The 16,295-nt window shown below is 67.5% G+C and carries 11 protein-coding genes; 6 read left to right on the top strand and 5 right to left on the bottom strand.

Annotation, left to right across the window (positions count from 1 at the left end; genetic code table 11):
• The gene (locus IMW82_RS08860) at positions 1 to 1,773 is read right to left on the bottom strand and encodes a DUF885 domain-containing protein (RefSeq protein ID WP_108470361.1); all 1,773 of its coding nucleotides are present in this window, start codon (positions 1,771 to 1,773) and stop codon (positions 1 to 3) included.
• A 63-nt stretch (positions 1,774 to 1,836) separates the two neighbouring features.
• Positions 1,837 to 2,319, bottom strand: a complete 483-nt coding sequence (locus IMW82_RS08855; RefSeq protein ID WP_108470362.1) for a DUF456 family protein — start codon at positions 2,317 to 2,319, stop codon at positions 1,837 to 1,839.
• Positions 2,320 to 2,431: 112 nt separating this feature from the next.
• Between IMW82_RS08855 and IMW82_RS08850 the strand changes: the two genes are divergently transcribed.
• Positions 2,432 to 3,085 (top strand): serine/threonine protein kinase, encoded by a 654-nt coding sequence (locus IMW82_RS08850; protein WP_234411244.1) that lies wholly within the window; start codon positions 2,432 to 2,434, stop codon positions 3,083 to 3,085.
• Between the two features lie 13 nt (positions 3,086 to 3,098).
• On the opposite strand, the gene IMW82_RS08845 is transcribed toward IMW82_RS08850, so the two are convergent.
• Both IMW82_RS08845 and IMW82_RS08840 read right to left on the bottom strand, forming a co-directional pair.
• Positions 3,099 to 3,875: a ferredoxin--NADP reductase gene (locus IMW82_RS08845; RefSeq protein ID WP_108470364.1), complete on the bottom strand. Its 777-nt coding sequence runs from the start codon at positions 3,873 to 3,875 to the stop codon at positions 3,099 to 3,101.
• A gap of 366 nt (positions 3,876 to 4,241) precedes the next feature.
• Complete coding sequence (locus IMW82_RS08840; RefSeq protein WP_211004335.1) at positions 4,242 to 6,005, bottom strand: polysaccharide deacetylase family protein; 1,764 nt, start codon at positions 6,003 to 6,005, stop codon at positions 4,242 to 4,244.
• 406 nt (positions 6,006 to 6,411) lie between these two features.
• Here IMW82_RS08840 and wecB point away from each other — a divergent pair, with 406 nt between their 5' ends.
• Genes wecB through IMW82_RS08820 form a run of 4 tightly spaced genes read left to right on the top strand, consistent with a single transcriptional unit; the run spans position 6,412 to position 13,597 of the window.
• Positions 6,412 to 7,524, top strand: coding sequence for a UDP-N-acetylglucosamine 2-epimerase (non-hydrolyzing) (wecB, locus tag IMW82_RS08835; protein WP_108470365.1), 1,113 nt, complete (start codon positions 6,412 to 6,414; stop codon positions 7,522 to 7,524).
• A 15-nt stretch (positions 7,525 to 7,539) separates the two neighbouring features.
• Entirely contained in the window at positions 7,540 to 9,777 is a 2,238-nt protein-coding gene (locus IMW82_RS08830) for a glycosyl transferase family protein (protein WP_108470366.1), read from the top strand.
• On the top strand, positions 9,774 to 12,686 hold the full coding sequence (locus IMW82_RS08825; RefSeq protein ID WP_108470367.1) for a tetratricopeptide repeat protein: 2,913 nt from the start codon (positions 9,774 to 9,776) through the stop codon (positions 12,684 to 12,686). Before IMW82_RS08830 ends, IMW82_RS08825 begins: the two co-directional genes overlap by 4 nt.
• Positions 12,683 to 13,597 carry a DUF4434 domain-containing protein gene (locus IMW82_RS08820; protein WP_159082143.1) on the top strand — a complete coding sequence of 305 codons (915 nt, stop codon included), beginning with the start codon at positions 12,683 to 12,685 and terminating at the stop codon, positions 13,595 to 13,597. The genes IMW82_RS08825 and IMW82_RS08820 overlap by 4 nt, the downstream gene beginning before the upstream one ends.
• Before the next feature lie 75 nt (positions 13,598 to 13,672).
• Here the strand turns inward: IMW82_RS08820 and IMW82_RS08815 are convergent, their stop codons facing one another.
• Complete coding sequence (locus IMW82_RS08815) at positions 13,673 to 14,647, bottom strand: hypothetical protein (protein ID WP_199909790.1); 975 nt, start codon at positions 14,645 to 14,647, stop codon at positions 13,673 to 13,675.
• 670 nt (positions 14,648 to 15,317) lie between these two features.
• Here IMW82_RS08815 and dusA point away from each other — a divergent pair.
• Positions 15,318 to 16,289: a tRNA dihydrouridine(20/20a) synthase DusA gene (gene dusA, locus IMW82_RS08810; RefSeq protein ID WP_211200178.1), complete on the top strand. Its 972-nt coding sequence runs from the start codon at positions 15,318 to 15,320 to the stop codon at positions 16,287 to 16,289.
• The last annotated feature ends 6 nt before the right edge of the window (positions 16,290 to 16,295 follow it).

The following is a 16,295-nucleotide window of genomic DNA, read 5'->3' as shown; positions in this document are numbered from 1 at the left end:
TCAGCGTTTCCGTTGCGCCGGCACGAACTGCGTGCGCACGGCTTCGGCCAGCTGTTCCGGCGGCAGCAGGCCCTGGCCGATCACGAAATCGTTGAACGCCAGCCGGTCGAACTTCGGACCCAGCGCCAGCTCGGTCTGCAGGCGCAGCTGTTGCAGGCGCAGGTAGCCGTAGAAATAGGCGTTGGCCTGACCGGGCGAGTCGAACGTGTAGCGGTTGATCTCCTGCTGCGCCATCGCCTCGGACAGGCCCACTTCGTGGACCAGCACCTGATGTGCACGCGCGGGCGTGATCAGGCCCAGGTTGAGCATCGGGTCGAGCCAGGCGCGAGCCGCACGCATCAACCGTGCCTGCAGCGCGGCGAACTGGCCGGCCGGCGGCTCGTACGGCAGCATCTCGGCCTCGGCATACAGCGCCCAGCCTTCCACGTTGACGCTGTTGAACGCGAACAGGCTGCGCGCCAGCGATACGCCGCGTTCGGCCATCGCCGCGAACTGCAGCTCGTGACCCGGCCGGCCCTCGTGCGCGGTGAGCGTCCATGCGGCGGCCTTGAAAGTGAAGTCGTCGTAGGCCTGGGTCGCGTCGCCGTTCTTGCCCGGGTTGCCCATGGTCAGCACGAAGGTGCCCTGCTCGCCGTGGTTGTTGATGAACGGCGGCGGGTCCATGTGCGGCGCCGGGATCTGCGCCGCCTCGGCCTCCGAGGCCAGACGAATCTGCATCTTGCGCTGCGGCAGGGTGACGATGCGTTCGCGGCGGATGGTGTCCTCGATGTGGCCGAGCACCTCGTGGTACCACGGCTCCACCTGGTCCCGGCCCAGCTGCTGTTTCTTCAGCGCCTTCAGCACGTCGCGGTAGTCGGTGGCATCGATGCCTTCGGCCTTCGCCACCACCGGCGCCAGTACCTGCATCATGCCGCGCAGCTCGACGAACTCCAGCTGCGCCTGCTCCATCAGTTGCTGTGGCGGGATGTCGATGCCGACCTGGCGCAGGTTGTATGCGTACAGCGGTTCGGGCAGACGGAAGTCGCTGCGCGCGCGTGGCAGAACGGTGCCACGCACCCAGCCGTCGTACGCCTTCAGCTGCGTGTCCAGCGCGTCCAGTGCAGCCTTGCCCTCGGCATCGTCCAGCTTGTACTTGGCGAACAACTGGCGGATGCCGTCGACATAGCGCTGGCTGTTCGCGAGTTTCTGCTCGACTTCGCCCTTGTACGGACCGAGCAGTGCCTTGTCGCCGAGCCGGGCGACGGTCTGCGCCTTCGCCAGCTCGGCGATCGGCGTGCAGCCGGGCGTTTTGCCCACGTAGCACTGCAAGCGCTGCAACGCCGAGCGGCGGCGCGCCGCGGCGACGTCGTCCTTCAGCAGGCTGAACTCGCCGCTGAAGACCAGCTGGCCCACGTCGGTGTACGGCAGCAGGTACTGACGGTTGAGGTCGATACCCTCGATCTGTTCACTGGCGGCCTTGATCAGGATCTGCAGGTCCTGCCGCACGTTGGCGTCCTGCTCCGTGGCCAGCAAGCCCTGCAGTTTCGCCTTCGCCACGACCAGCGCGGCCCGCGAGCGCTCGTCCGCGCCGGGGCGGAGGTCGGCGACCTTGTCGTCGTAGCCGGACACGCCCACCTGCGAGGCGAACTCCGGGCTGAAGCGGGCGATCTGCTCGAGCAGGATCTGCGAGTCGGCGTTGCTGCGGGCGATCCAGGCTGGCGGTGCGGTCTGGGCGTGCAGCGAAGCGGTCGTGGTCAGCACGGCGGCGAAGGCGAAGGCGAGGCGTCTGGGCATGGTGTTCTCCCTGGGGAAGTCCAGCCTAGGACGCTGCGCGTGCCGAAGGCATGTGCCGGAAGCTCAGCCGAACAGCATCGCCAGCCCGAACAGCCCGACCATCACGAACGAGAGCACCAGTTTCACCAGGGTGCCAAACAGCAGGCCCAGCCAGGTGCCGATGCCGACGTGGGTCGAGCGCAGCACGCTGGTGCCGGAGGCGAGCTCGCCGGCCAGCGCACCCAGGAACGGCCCGAACAGCAGGCCGGGGATGCCGAAGAACATGCCCAGCAGGGTGCCCAGCGACGCACCCCACAGGGCCATCTTGCTGGCACCGACGCGCTTCGCACCCAGCGTGCTGGCGACGAAGTCGACGATTACCCCGAGCGTGCCCAGCGCGCCGATGATCAACAGCCACCACAGGCCCAAATGCCGGTAGCCGTCCACCGCCGCGGCCAGCCAGATGCCGCCGAACAGCATCGGGATGCCGGGCAGCGCCGGCAGCACGGCGCCAGCCAGGCCACCGGCGATCAGCAGGGCGGCGAGTACGTACAGCGCAATATCCATCGGGCAGGTTCCATCATTGGGACACGCGACGGGCATGCCGGTCGCACAACCCATGATCGATTGAGGCACTATGACATGCAACCGCGTGCCGCCCGTGCCTGCCGGAATTTCCGTGGACGCAGCCCCTCCTCTCCTGCTCAAGGCCGACGAGCTCGGCCGCATCGAGATCATCGAACGCGCTGGCGTGCGGGTGATTCGCCGTGACGTCCGCGCCGCGCGCTGGTGGGCATGGCTGGCGGCCCACCGCGCGGCGGCACGCGAAGCCCGTGCGTTGCAGCGGCTGGCGGGGATCGATGGCGTGCCGGTACTGCTGGGCTGGGACGGGCGCGAATTGCTGCGCAGCTACATCGCCGGCATTCCGATGCAGCAGGCGCGGCCACGCGACCGCGACTACTACCGCGACGCATTGCGCCTGCTGGCACGGCTGCATCAGCGCGGCATCGTGCACAACGACCTGGCCAAGGAACCGAACTGGCTGGTGTGTGTGGACGGCCGTCCCGCGCTGGTGGATTTCCAGATCGCCTGGACCCGCGGTCGTCGCGGCCGCCTGTTCCGCCTGCTGGCACGCGAGGACCTGCGCCATCTGCTCAAGCACAAGCGCACGTATTGCGAGTCAGCGCTGAGCGCGCGTCAGCGCACGATGCTGGCCACGCCGGCGCTGCCTTCGCGGCTGTGGCGCGCCAGCGGCAAGCGGCTGTACAAGTTGGTGGCGCGGCGGGTCTTCGGCTACTGGGACAACGAGGGCAGGGGACGCATGCGCGGCTGAGCGCGGCTGGCGCCTACTTCTCCACGAAGGCCCGCTCGACCACGTAGTCGCCCGGCTCGCGCGTGCGCGGCGAAACCTGGAAGCCGCGGCCGTCGAGCAGGGCGCTGAGGTCGTCCAGCATCGCCGGACTGCCGCACAGCATCACGCGGTCGGTGGCCGCGTTCAGTGGCGGCAGGCCGGTGGCCTGGCTCATCACGCCGTCGGCGATGGCGTCGGTGATGCGGCCGCGGTTGCGGAACGGCTCGCGCGTCACCGTGGGGTAGTAGATCAGCTTCTCGCGCACGAGTTCGCCCAGGTACTCATGCTGCGGCAGCTCGTGCTCCAGGTAGTGCGCGTAGGCGAGGTCTTCGACCCGACGCACGCCGTGGGCCAGCACGATCCGGTCGAAGCGCTGGTAGGTGTCCGGGTCGCGGATGATGCTCATGAAAGGCGCCAGCCCGGTGCCGGTGCCGAGCAGGTACAGGTGCCTGCCGGGCTTGAGGTCGGTCAGCACCAGCGTGCCGGTGGGCTTGCGCGTGACGATCAGCGGGTCGCCGGGCTGCAGGTGCTGCAGACGCGAGGTGAGCGGACCGTTCGACACCTTGATCGAGAAGAACTCCAGGTGTTCCTCCCAGCTGGCGCTGGCGATCGAGTACGCGCGCAGCAGCGGACGGCCGTCCGTTTCCAGCCCGATCATCACGAACTGGCCGCTGTCGAAGCGGAAACCCGGGTCGCGCGTGGTGCGGAAGGAGAACAGGTTGTCGTTCCAGTGCTGCACGTCGATCACGTGCTCGGTTGCCATTGCCACCATGGTCGGTCGTCTCGCCTTGTTGCGCCGTCGGGGAAGTCGCACGCCATGCCATCCGGCTGGCCGGAGATGGGGACTCGCGGGGAGGGCGGCCGTGGCCACGGTGCCTTGCGAGCGCCGGGATGGGCGCGGCGACAGGCGCCTAGGATACGCGAGTGGCTGCGCCCGCGCCCGCATCCTGGCGTGATCGGCAGGGCAAATTGCCGCATCCATGCGGTGCATCGCCGGTAGCGACTGGCCGGGATAGCCGGCTTCGGGGTGCGCGATATTGTGCCGGTGGCACGCCCCTGGTTGCGATGCGGGGGTGTGTTCGAGACACGCCCCGCCGCTGGGCCGCCGTTCCATCGGCGGCCCAGCAGTCCTGCGTCGTCAGCCCTGCTTGACGGTGTTCGCGGGCACGAAGGTGTAGCCCATCGCCTGTAGGCCTTCGACGATCTGCTTCAGGTAGCTGATGCTCAGGTACGGGTGGAAGAAGAAGCTCTGCACGCCATCCTGGATCACGGTGTTGCAGTTGGCGCTGTAGAGGATGTCGGCCGGGTAGCGCGGCGGGTTGTGGTTGAACTCGGTCAGTTCGACGTTGCCGAGCTGCTCCGGGATCACCACCGAGCCGTAGATGTCGCGCACCAGGTAGGGATAGAACTCGCCGTAGATCCGGGTGTAGTCCGGGGTGCCGGTTCCGCAGGCCCCGTTCGGGCACCAGCCGGCCGCATACAGGCCGCGGTCGTAGCGTGCGGTGAACGCGGGCTGGAATACCTGGTAGTCGATCGCCGAGGCCGCGTAGTGCGGCGGCTCGAAGATGTTCGGCACGGTGAAACCCGCCTTGGCGAATTCCTGCTGGCTGCTTGCGATGCGCCCCTGCGCCCACAGTGCGGAGTCTTCGGCCACCGGCGTGTCGTAGATGACGTAGTTGTCGGTGCTGATGTGCGCGCGGTAGAACTCGAAATCGTCAGCGGTTACGCCACTGTAGGGATTGTCGACATTCGAGTACTGGTGCGTATATCCGTGCATCAGCAGTGTGCCGCCCCTCGACTGCATGTAGCGCAGTGCCTGGACCACGCCGCTGGCCTGGTAGAGGTGTGTGCTGACCGGCACGCCGTTGTTGTATACCCCGTTCGGATCCTTGTAGAACGGGATCACCGCCACGCTGAAAGGCACGTGCTTTTTGTACAGATAGTCGGCGATCGCGCGCAATTCGGTCGGGTCGGCGTCCGCGCTGACGTCCTCGATGCGCACCAGCGCGCGCTTGCGCGACGGCATGGACGGGTTGGACACCTTGCCGATCAGGTCGACGGCCGCGAGGTAGCGGTCGTTCGGCCCCGTGTAGCTGAAGGGAATCTCGCCAATGTAGGTCAGGTTGGCGCCGCGGGTGGCCCAGTTGATGGTGCCGCCGACGTCGTTGCTGGCCGTGGCGAGTACCTGCGCCCTGGTGGGGTCGTTGATCGCCGTCTGCAGCAGGCCAGTGGGCACCGCCAGCGCATTGCGCTGCAGCGCGACCCCCTTGTAGGTCACCGCCAGCGCATTGCTGAAGTCGAAGAACATCGGCGTGAAGCCGTACTGCCCGGCGAAGTTGCTTGCACGGGCGGCCAGTTGCCAGATGTTGTCGTTCATCCACAGCACCGGTTTGCTGGTCGCCAGCACGTCGTCCAGCAATGCGGTCGGCAGCGGCTCGTCGTAGGTCGAGCCGACGTAGACCAGGCCGGTATAGCCGCCGAGCTCGCCCGCGACGTAAGCCGCCGCCGGATGCAGGGTGTACTTGCTGCCGTGGGTGACCAGGTTTCCGGCCATCACGCCGTAGGCTTCACCCAGCCAGCCCCACTGGCCGGAGCTGTCGTACAACACCAGCGTGTTCTGGTTCGGGTTCGCGCCGGGCGCGCCGGCGTACTGGTTCACCGCCTGCAGCAGTGCCGGTGCCAGCAGACGGGTCGTCGTCGGGGAGACGACGGTCGACTTCTTCTCCGGCAGCGCCGCGCGCGGGGGGGGCGGTGGCGCGGGAAGCATGCGGTCGCCGGTGGTGCGCACGGCCGTCGCCGGCGTGGCGACGGTCATCGGACTGGATGCCGCAGCGAACAGCAGTGCCGCACTGATGATGACGGACTTGAAAGTCGACAGCCCGACAAGCGTTGACTTGGTCATGGGAGTTCCTCTCACGCGGTGGTTGGGCAGGCGCGCAGTCAGCGCGCTGCTGGAAGTGCAATACACATCCCGAATGCCCAGGCCCCTGTCCCGTGAAAGGGACGCCTTGCCCTCCGTTGGCAAGCTTGCTTGCAGCCGATCGCCAGCTTGGCTGGCTTGGCTATTATAAATCACACATCATGTCAAGGACACAACAAGGAGAATTCATCGAAAATTTTCGTTGATTTAACTTGCAGTTCGCAATATTGAACAACAAGGCGGTACTCGTGACCGCCGATACGGGCTCGATCGCAGGCACTCCCCCCGCCCATTGAGGCGCTTGCGGTCGGCTTTTCGCGATAGTGGGGACATGGGCAGGATGCCCGCGTAGCAGGACCGTGTTGCCGTCCTGTGGGGGAGAAAGCACATGCAGGATGCACTGATTGTCTGTGGCACACGCCCGGAGATCATCAAGCTGGCACCGCTGTATCACTGCATGCGCGCCAGCGACTGGGTGCGGCCGCACTGGTTGCATACCGGGCAGCACGACGAGATGGCGCGTCAGATGCTTGCCTGCTTCGGCATCGTTCCCGACATTTCGCTCGATCGTGTCGGCGACGGGCTGCACGAGTTCAGCGTGCGCTGCCGCGGCCTGCTCGACAGCGTGATGTCGGACGGGTCCTGGTCGCTGGTGGTGGTGCAGGGCGATACCGAGAGCACCTTCCTCGGCGCGCTGTGCGGCTTCCACCACCGCGTTCCGGTCGCGCACGTCGAGGCGGGCCTGCGCACCTATGACCTGGAGCGGCCGTTCCCCGAGGAAGGCCTGCGCCAGATGGTCAGCCGGATCACCCGGTTCCATTTCGCACCGACCGAGCGTGCGGCGCAGGCGCTGCGCGCAGAGGCGATCCCGCACGAGCATGTCTTCGTCACCGGCAATACCGTGATCGACGCGCAGCACTGGGTGGTGCGGCACCACCGGATACAGCGCCGGGTGGAGGGGCGCGGCCACCTGCTGGTCACCGCCCATCGCCGCGAGAACTGGGGCAGCGACCTGCGCGAGATCTGCCATGCGATCGCCGATGTCGCGAATCGCCACCCGGAGCTGCAGGTGCTGTTCCCGGTGCACCTCAACCCGGTGGTGGGCCAGCCCGTGCACGCCATCCTCGGCGGGCTGGCCAACGTGCACCTGAGCCTGCCGTTCGACTACCTGGACATGCAGCAGGCGCTGGTCGACTCCTGGCTGGTGCTGACCGACTCCGGCGGCCTGCAGGAAGAGGCGCCCACCTTCGGCGTGCCGCTGCTGGTGCTGCGTACCGAAACCGAGCGGCCGGAAGCGGTCGAGACTGGCTGTGCCCGGCTGGCCGGTACAAAGCGCGAGTCCATCACGAGGCAGATCGAGGCGCTTTGGTCCGACCCGGCCGCGTACCAGTCGATGGCGCGCGCAGGCAATCCATTCGGTGATGGCCAGGCCAGCATCCGGATCGTCGATGTGCTGCAGAACGCGCTGGCGTGCGGCGAACACCTGCGCACCGCGGTCTAGCAATGGAGGTGCGGCATGTGGTGGCTGGATGCATTCTCGACCTATCTCTACGGCCTGAGCGTGGCCGTCATCGCGATCGCCCTGCTGATGCTGGTCAGCGGCCTGGACGACCTGTTCATCGACATCGCCTACTGGCTGCGTCGGTTGTGGAAGTCAATGGTGGTCTACCAGCGGCACGAGCACACCAACTATCACGAGCTGTACCGTCCGGCGGAAAAACCGCTGGCGATCATGGTGCCGGCCTGGAATGAAACCGGCGTGATCGGCCACATGGCCGAGCTGGCGGCGACCACGCTGGACTACGAGAACTACCACATCTTCGTCGGCACCTATCCGAACGATCCCGATACCCAGCGCGATGTCGACGAGGTGTGTGCGCGCTTTCCCAACGTGCACAAGGTGGTGTGCGCGCGGCCGGGGCCGACCAGCAAGGCCGACTGCCTCAACAACGTGCTGGACGCCATCCTGCAGTTCGAACGGCGCGCCCGCATGACGTTCGAGGGCTTCATCCTGCACGATGCCGAGGACGTCGTGTGCGCGCACGAGCTGCGGCTGTTCAACTACCTGGTCGACCGCAAGGACCTGATCCAGCTGCCGGTCTACCCGTTTGCGCGGCAGTGGAACAACTTCACCAGCCTGCATTACCTGGACGAGTTCGCCGAGCTGCACGGCAAGGACGTGCCCATGCGCGAGGCGCTGGCCGGGCAGGTGCCCAGCGCCGGCGTCGGCACCTGCTTCAGTCGGCGCGCCGTGCTCACGCTGATCGAGGCGGGCAATGGCATCGCGTTCGACGTGCAGAGCCTGACCGAGGATTACGACATCGGCCTGCGCCTGAAGGCCAAGGGCATGGAGGAGATCTTCGTGCGCTTCCCGGTGCTGCGCTACCAGCGGCATGACGCCGGCGAGAGCCTTCTTGGCCAGAGCTGGCGCGAGTCCAACGTGATCTGCGTGCGCGAATATTTTCCCGACCGCCTGGCGACGGCGGTGCGGCAGAAGTCGCGCTGGATCATCGGCATCGTCTACCAGGGCTACCGCACCCACGGCTGGGGGCACGGCTGGGTGCTCAATTATTTCCTGTGGCGCGACCGCAAGGGCGCGATCAGCAACTTCGTCAGTTTCGCCGCGATGCTGATCCTGCTGCAGCTGGTCATGCTCTGGCTGCTGCAGCAGGTGTGGACCGAGGCGCCGCGCTTCGTGTCGATCTTCGAGGGGCAGCCGTGGTTCGATCTCGTTCTCACGGCGAACATCGCGTTGATGGGCAACCGCATGCTGCAGCGGATCATCTTCGTGTCCGGCTATTACGGCGTGAAGCAGGGGCTGTTGTCGATACCGCGACTGCTGTGGGGCAACCTGATCAATTTCCTGGCCAACTGGCGCGCGATCCGGCAGATCATCAAGTGTGGCGACCCGCGGCGCGTGGCCTGGGACAAGACCACCCACGACTTCCCCAGCATCGGCGGCGAGAACCGTGCCAAACGCTCGCTCGGCGAGATACTGGTCGCGAACGGCGTGGTCTCGGCGCAGGAATTGCGCGAGGCGGAACTGCACCGCATCGACGGCCTGCAACTGGGCAGCTCGATGGTCCACGAATCCCGGATCACCGCCGCACAACTGGCCTGCTCGATCGCCGAGCAGATTGGCGTCGGTTGCGAATCGGTGGACTTCGCCGGGTTGTCGCGCGCATTGCTGGATGTGCTGCCAGCGTGCCTGGCATTGCACTACGCCGTGTTGCCGTTGCGCCACGAAGGCCGCACGCTGGTTCTCGCCAGCGAGTCCTACATCGACCCGGTGTCGCTGGCGGCGATCGCACGCCAGCTCGACCGGCCGGTGCGTTACGTGATTGCGCACAAGGGCCAGGTCGCGGTCGGGCTGCGTTGCCGGTACGCGCACGCGTGCCGCCACGAGCGCGACCCGTACCGTCTGCTCGACGACGCGACGCGCAGCGGGCGGATCCGTGGCGACCGCGTGACATCGTTATGGGACAGCTACGTGTCGCGCCAGGTCATGCTGGGCGAAATCCTGGTGGCACAGGGGCACCTGGATGCGGTGGCCTTCAGGTCGCTGCTGCTCAGCCACGCGCGCAGCCCGCAGCCGCTGGGGAAGTTCCTGGTCGAACAGGGCGTGATCAATCAGGAAACGCTGGATCGCATGCTGGCCCTCCAGGCGACATTGCAGCCGGACATCGACCTGCTGCTCGACCTGGAGGCCGCCATGCCGGTGCGCTCGCTGGCGCCAGCGGAGGAGGCAGCATGAAACGGCCATGGCCCATCCACTGCGCGCTGGCGCTGTTCGCGCTGGCGCCGGCGTGGCCACTCCACGCGGCGGGACAGGAGCCGGCCGCCGGCGGCAGCCGCTACCGGCAGTTCCTGGTGTACCCGCATCGACAGGCCGGCTACGCGGCCATGCGTAGCGGCGACGAGCGCACCGCGGTGGCGGAGTTCGAGCGTGCGCGGACGCTGGCGCCGCAGGATATCGACACGGCACTGGACCTGGCCGGGGCCTACCGGCATTTCGGTCATGCGGTGCAGGCGAGCCAGGTGCTGGACGAACAACGCCGCTATACGCCGGATGACCCGCGGCTGCGTGTCGCCGCACCTGTTGCCACGGCAGCGGCGGTCGACTGCGCTCGCGACAACCGGCCGACATGCCGCGCCCAGCGTGGCTTCGACGACCTGCAGGTGGGCGATCTTGCCAGGGCGCAGGCGGAGCTCGATGCCCGGGATTTCGCGCGCAGCCCCGAAGGCCGCGCCTTGCGCCATGCACTGGTGCAGCGCGCGATCTACCTCGGTGATCGTCAGCGCGCTGTCGCGCAGCTGGCCGAACTCGAGACGAGCGACAAGCTCAGTGCCGACGAGCGCGGCCAGTGGTTCAACCTGCTGCTTCAGCTCGGCGAGCTGGATGCGGCGCGCCAGCTGCAAGCGCGCGGCGGGCTGGATGCGCCGGCGCAGGATCTGGCCATGGCCGCGGCCCTCGACCAGCGCGGCGACCGCAAGCGGCTGGCCGCCTACATGGCCGCCCGCCAGCCCGCATTCACCAGCGAAAAGGATGAGCGACAGTGGCTGGACCTGCTCGCGTCGGTGGCGCGAGACCGGCCGGGGTTGCTGTTTCGCTATGCCACGCGCCACCCCGCCAACGCGGTGCTGCAGGCGCGGCTTTCGGTGCCGCTGGCGATGGCGCGCGGCGACAGCACGACGGCGCAACGCATGCTGTCGCGATTGCCCGGCGGAAGCCTCCACGAAGAGCGTTTCAGCCTGGCTCTGCAGCAAGGCCGCCATGCCGAGGCCGGGCAACAGGCCGAAGCACTGATCGCGCAGCCGGAGGGCTACCGCCTGCTCGATCCGCTCAGCTATCGCCTGATCGAGGCCGGTGCACGCGGCGAGGCGAAGCATTTGTTGCTGGGTGCATATCCGTTCGCCGGTAATCCGGGCCGGGCAGCTCTGCTGTCCCGCCTGGCGGTGCTGGCCAGCGAGCAGCCGACGCTGTTTTCGCCGGACGATCGCACGCGCCTGCGGCAGCCGCTGGAAAGCGTGCCGCTGCGCGTGGCGCAGGTTCCGATCCTGGGCGCCCTGCGCGACTGCGACGGGATCCGCCAGGTGATGGCCGACCTCTCGCCGGACTACCCGGCCGGACTGTGGCGGCAACTCGGCGATTGCTACGGCAACGACCGGCCCGGCCTCGCCGAGTACGCCTACGCCGAGGCCCGCCGACGCCAGCCAGGCAGCGACATCACCCGCGCGCTGGCTTATCAGGCCTACAGCGCGCAGGACTATGCCACGGCCCTGCAAGCCTGGCGTTCGGTGCCGGCGGCGCACATGCAGCCGGCCGATCTGCTGGCCGCCGCGACCACCGCGCTCACCGTCGACGACCCGGCCGTCGCGCGTTCCTGGCTGGATACGTATGCGGTGCGGGGCGGCCGGCAGGACCACAACTACTGGTGGCTGCGCGCGCAGGCCGACGAGCCGGGCGACCCGGCGCTGGCCCGGGTCGATCTGGAAAATGCCGTGGCGATGCACGCCGATCCGCGTTACTACGCGCGCCTGGCGGCCCTGCAAAGCCGGGCGGGCGAAGCGCAGCAGGCGCTGCTTTCGCTGCAACGTGCCAGTGCGCTGGCACCCGACGACAGCCGGCTGGCCGCCTCGTTGGGCTACGCCTATCTGCAGGCGGGTGCGCCGGACGAAGCGGTGGCGCAGTTCGAGCGCGCGCACCGGGCCAATCCCGACGATCCCGGATTGACCCGGCAGTTGCTGTACGTGCACCAGCAGCTGGGCGACGACGCACAGGCGCAGGCCTATGCGGCGCAGGCGATCGACCAGCTCGGTCCCGCCGTTGCCAGCGACGCCGGGAACGACGGCACGGAGCGGGAAGACACGGAGCAGCAGCGCTACAGCCTGCGTCGCCTGCACGAGGATCTCGGCCGCAAGTGGCGCTTCAACGCGGACATGACCCTGGGCGACACCGTGTCCTCGGCGGCCAACGCGGCGGCGCCGGGCGTCTCCTATCGCAGCTACCTGCAGCTCGAGGCGCAATACCGCTTCGACCCGCATCTCACCGGCGGCGACGCCAATACGCTGGCGGCCTACGCGCGCGTCTTCGCCGGCAGCGGTGCCGCCGGCTCGGTGTGGCCGGTGCATTCGCCGATGCTCGGCGTGGGACTGCACTGGAAGCCGCTGGTCACGCAGAACGTGGTGTTGTCGATCGAGCAGCAGACGCCCGCCGGCAACAGCCGCGATACCCATAACGACACCATGCTGCGCGCCAGCGGATCGTGGTCCTTCAGCCCGCGGCTCAGCGACGATTGGCATGTGACCGGATCGGGCTGGCTCACCCAGAACTTCTATGTCGATATCGCCCGTTACCTGCGCGCCAGGCAGACCGTGTTCACTGCGGACTACCAGCTGGGCTGGCACCGCAAACTGGTCGACGGCCAGACCGTCGAACCTTATGTCCATGTGCAGTACACCGGCATCGACCGCGCGCACGGCGCGGGCTACGCGCGCGACACCCGCGCCGGCGTCGGCGTGCAGTGGAACCTGTGGTACGGCGAAACCCGCTACGACGCCTACCCGCATCGCTTCAGCATCGCGGTGGAAGGACAGCACGCCTTCACCAGCTACCTGCGCGAGAACAACGCGGTGTTCCTGATCGCGAGGACGCAGTGGTGAAGCCTGCGTTGTGCTGGCTTGCGGGGCTGGCGCTGCTGCTCTCGACGCTGCGGGCCGAGGCCGCCACGGCGATCTTCTACCAGCCCCAGCTGCGCGATCGCGAGATCGCGCAGGCACAGTGGCCGTCCGTGTTCGCGCAAGTGCGCGCGCGCGGCTTCGACACGCTGGTGGTGCAGTGGACCCGTTACGGCGATGCGTTCGGCGACCCGGCCGGACACGCCTGGTTGCTGCAGCGGGTGCGCGAGGCGCACGCTGCCGGCCTGCACATCGTGCTGGGGCTGGACAGCGACCCCGCGTTTTTCCAGCGCCAGGAAGCATCGCCGGCGGCGCTGGATGCGTACCTGCGCACGCTCTCGCGCGGCAACGCCGAGGTCGCCCGGCGCTGGGTCGGCGACCTGGGAAGTGCAGCGATTGCCGGCTGGTATCTGCCGCTCGAGATCGACGACCGGCGCTGGCGCGATCCTGCGGTGCGCAGGCAACTGCAGGATCATCTTGCCGCGGAACAGCGCGAGCTGGACGGCGTCGCGCCGCGGCCGGTCTACGTGACCTCATTCTTCGCGGGCAACATGGCACCGTCGCGCTATGCCGAGCTGCTGGCCGATGTCCAGCGCAGCGGCGTGCATGTCTGGGTGCAGGATGGCGCGGGCACCGGACGCCTCGCCGCGGGGGAGCGCGAGCTGTATCTCGGCGCGGTGGGCCACTGCAAGGAGCCGCATGCACAGGGCGTCGTCTACGAAATTTTCCGCCAGACCGGCAAGGACAGCGCCTTCACCGCCACGGCACTGCCTGCCGCCGAGGCCGGCGTGGCCCTGGCACAGCGGGCGCCGTGCGGGGGCGACAGCGTCTTCTTCGGACTGCGTTACCTGCCCGGGGTGGCACAGGTGCTGCGGCGCCAGGACGGCGCAAAATAAGGAACGCCTCCGGATGGAGGCGTTCCTTTTGGCGAGCCGTTCACGCGAGGTGGGCGCTCCGGCACGGTGGCCGCTTTACTGCGGCACCTTCAGCGGGGCGATCGTATCGTGCAACGTGGTCCAGTACGCCTTGGTGTACGGCACCATCTGCTCGGCGTAGTTCCACCAGAAGGTACCGCCGACGAACTTCGGGTTCTTGATGGTGTTGACCATCGGGTAGTAGGTCTTGATCAGGTTCGTCTGCACCGAGGTGGGTGCACTGAGGCTCGACGTGCCGATCTCGCCGAAGCCGACCTTGGCGTTCGGGAAGATGTTCACCAGCGCGCTGAAATCGGTCTCCCAGGATGGCGACAGCCCGGGGCAGTCCTGGTACGGGTAGTAGCTGAAGAACGCGTAATCGGTATTCAGCCGGACGGTGGAGGACAGGAAGGTGGTGGGCCAGGTCTTCCAGTAGTCCTGCGGCTTCGCCCAGCAATTGGTGCCCTTGCTGTCGTCGTTGTAGTAAAGCGTGATGGCGGTCTTGCCGCCGACGCCCTTCACGATCGAGTTGGCGGCGGCGACCATCTGCCCGATCGCGGTTTCCTGCGCGTTCACCGTGGCGTTGCTGCCATTCGGGTTCTGGCGCAGCCATTCGCCGTTGATCTCGTTGGCGATCTCCCACACATCGACCGTACCGTTCAGGCCGTAGACCAGCTCCTTGGTGCGTGCGGTGTAGGTGTTGATGTCGGTGGGGAAGTAGTACGAGTCCATGATCTCGCCCATCACGTAGGCCACCGTGTGCAGCTTGACCAGGGCAGGGTAGTACTCGGCGGCAGACGTGCCGGGGTCGAACACCACGCGCACCGTGGGCTTGTACGGCAGCTTGGTCAGCGAGGTGATGATGGCGTTGAGGTTGGACAGGTCGTCCAGGGTGACGCCGTAGATGGGCGTCTTGAGCGTCGCCGCCTGGGCGTGGGCGGTCGGCGCGAGGGGTGCCGATGCGGCGTAGAGGGCCAGGGATACGGCGAGCGGAGCCAGCAGGGTCTTTGCAGCAGTTGCTAGGTGGGCCATCGATGAGAGGTCTCGTGTGTGGGCGATCCTTTACCCGTATTGGGAGTAGTGGTTGTGACACGGGGGTGCCACGACATGGCGACGGCACCGTGGAAAAGCTCGCGGAGTCGGGCCAGGTCGTGCTCGTCCGGGCACCGTGAAGATCGTCCATGCAACGGCCGCCCTCCCCGTACGCCGAGGCAAGGGGGACGGCAGTGAGGCTACCGTTGGGATGCCAGTGAAAATGCCGAAACTGCCTGGACGGCCGAACCAGGTCGGAACCGTCCGTCGACACGCCGATCAGGTCAGCCTTGCTTGCAGGAACCAAGGCCGGGCAGTACTGGCCCGAGATGATCGCGCGTGGACATCACTGGTGTTGTGCAGTCTAGCAAACCGACTTTTGACGGCATCAAAATTTGGTTAGCGCGTGGTAATTTGCCGCGAGAACCGTGTGCTTTTGTGATGCGGTTGGCAGGAAGGCGGCTTGTCAACAGCCGGTGGCATCGTTCCGTGACTGTGCCGAGTGCGGTCCCGAGCCTGCGTCGTGGCGTGAACCTTTGCTCGCGGCGCAGGCGCGAGGACACTCGCCATGCCGGCCTGGCGTTACTGGCGGGTACGAGTGGATGCGAGAATGCATGGCCTGGCGTTGCGCCGGGTCGGGCGCAACGTTTGGATACTATCGGGCAACCCATTGAACACGTCAGGCTACCAAGTGTCCGTCGCCCCCATGATGGACTGGACCGATCGCCATTGCCGCTACTTCCACCGGCTGTTGTCGCTGCGGGCGCGGCTGTACACCGAGATGGTGACCAGTGCCGCGCTGGTGCGTGGCAGGCAGCTGCGCCTGCTCGAGCACAGCCAGCAGGAACATCCGCTGGCGCTGCAGCTCGGTGGCAGCGATCCGCACGAGCTGGCGCAGGCGGCACGCTTCGGCGCCGAGGCGGGCTATGACGAGATCAACCTCAACGTGGGCTGTCCGTCGGATCGGGTGCAGTCCGGTCGCTTCGGTGCCTGCCTGATGTACGAGCCGGCACTGGTGGCCGACTGCGTGAAGGCGATGCGCGATGCGGTCGGCATTCCGGTGACGGTGAAATGCCGCATTGGTGTGGACGACCAGGACGACTACGCCGACCTGCAGCACTTCACCGGGCTGATGCTGGAAGCGGGCGTCGAGGTGCTGGTGGTGCACGCGCGCAAGGCCTGGCTCAAGGGCCTGTCGCCGAAGGAGAACCGCGAGGTGCCGCCGCTGGACTACGAGCGGGTCTATCGGCTCAAGCGCGAGTTTCCCGCACTGGTGGTGGTGATCAACGGCGGCATCACCACGGTGGCGCAGGTGCAGGCGCACCTGGCGCAGCTGGACGGGGTGATGCTGGGGCGCGCGGCGTACCACGATCCGTACCTGCTGGCTCAGGTCGAGCATGCGCTGCACGGCGAGCCGCTGCCCACCCGCGAAAGCGTGCTGCAGCACCTGCGGCCCTACGTCGAGGCCGAGCTGGCGCGCGGCACCGCGCTGAAGCACATCAGCCGGCACCTGCTGGGCCTGTACCAGGGCGAGCCGGGCGCACGCGGCTTCCGCCGTATCCTCAGCGAGGGTGCGCACCTGCCGGGCGCCGGCTGGGCGTTGATCGAGCGGGCACTGGCGCCGCGCCCGCTCGCGGCGTGACAGCGC

Origin of the sequence: Rhodanobacter sp. B2A1Ga4, from assembly GCF_018101315.1 — a bacterium.
In the GTDB taxonomy this organism is placed as follows: domain Bacteria; phylum Pseudomonadota; class Gammaproteobacteria; order Xanthomonadales; family Rhodanobacteraceae; genus Rhodanobacter; species Rhodanobacter thiooxydans_A.
Note: the sequence above shows the minus strand (reverse complement) of the source record. Positions and strands in the feature narration are given on the sequence as shown.

What these genes read in the sequence shown, in the direction of transcription:
- IMW82_RS08840 (WP_211004335.1), bottom strand. Translation starts at nt 6,005, where the DNA reads ATGACCAAGTCAACGCTTGTCGGGCTGTCGACTTTCAAGTCCGTCATC.
- wecB (WP_108470365.1), top strand. Translation starts at nt 6,412, where the DNA reads ATGCAGGATGCACTGATTGTCTGTGGCACACGCCCGGAGATCATCAAG.
- IMW82_RS08815 (WP_199909790.1), bottom strand. Translation starts at nt 14,647, where the DNA reads ATGGCCCACCTAGCAACTGCTGCAAAGACCCTGCTGGCTCCGCTCGCC.
- IMW82_RS08825 (WP_108470367.1), top strand. Translation starts at nt 9,774, where the DNA reads ATGAAACGGCCATGGCCCATCCACTGCGCGCTGGCGCTGTTCGCGCTG.
- IMW82_RS08860 (WP_108470361.1), bottom strand. Translation starts at nt 1,773, where the DNA reads ATGCCCAGACGCCTCGCCTTCGCCTTCGCCGCCGTGCTGACCACGACC.
- IMW82_RS08855 (WP_108470362.1), bottom strand. Translation starts at nt 2,319, where the DNA reads ATGGATATTGCGCTGTACGTACTCGCCGCCCTGCTGATCGCCGGTGGC.
- IMW82_RS08830 (WP_108470366.1), top strand. Translation starts at nt 7,540, where the DNA reads ATGTGGTGGCTGGATGCATTCTCGACCTATCTCTACGGCCTGAGCGTG.
- IMW82_RS08845 (WP_108470364.1), bottom strand. Translation starts at nt 3,875, where the DNA reads ATGGTGGCAATGGCAACCGAGCACGTGATCGACGTGCAGCACTGGAAC.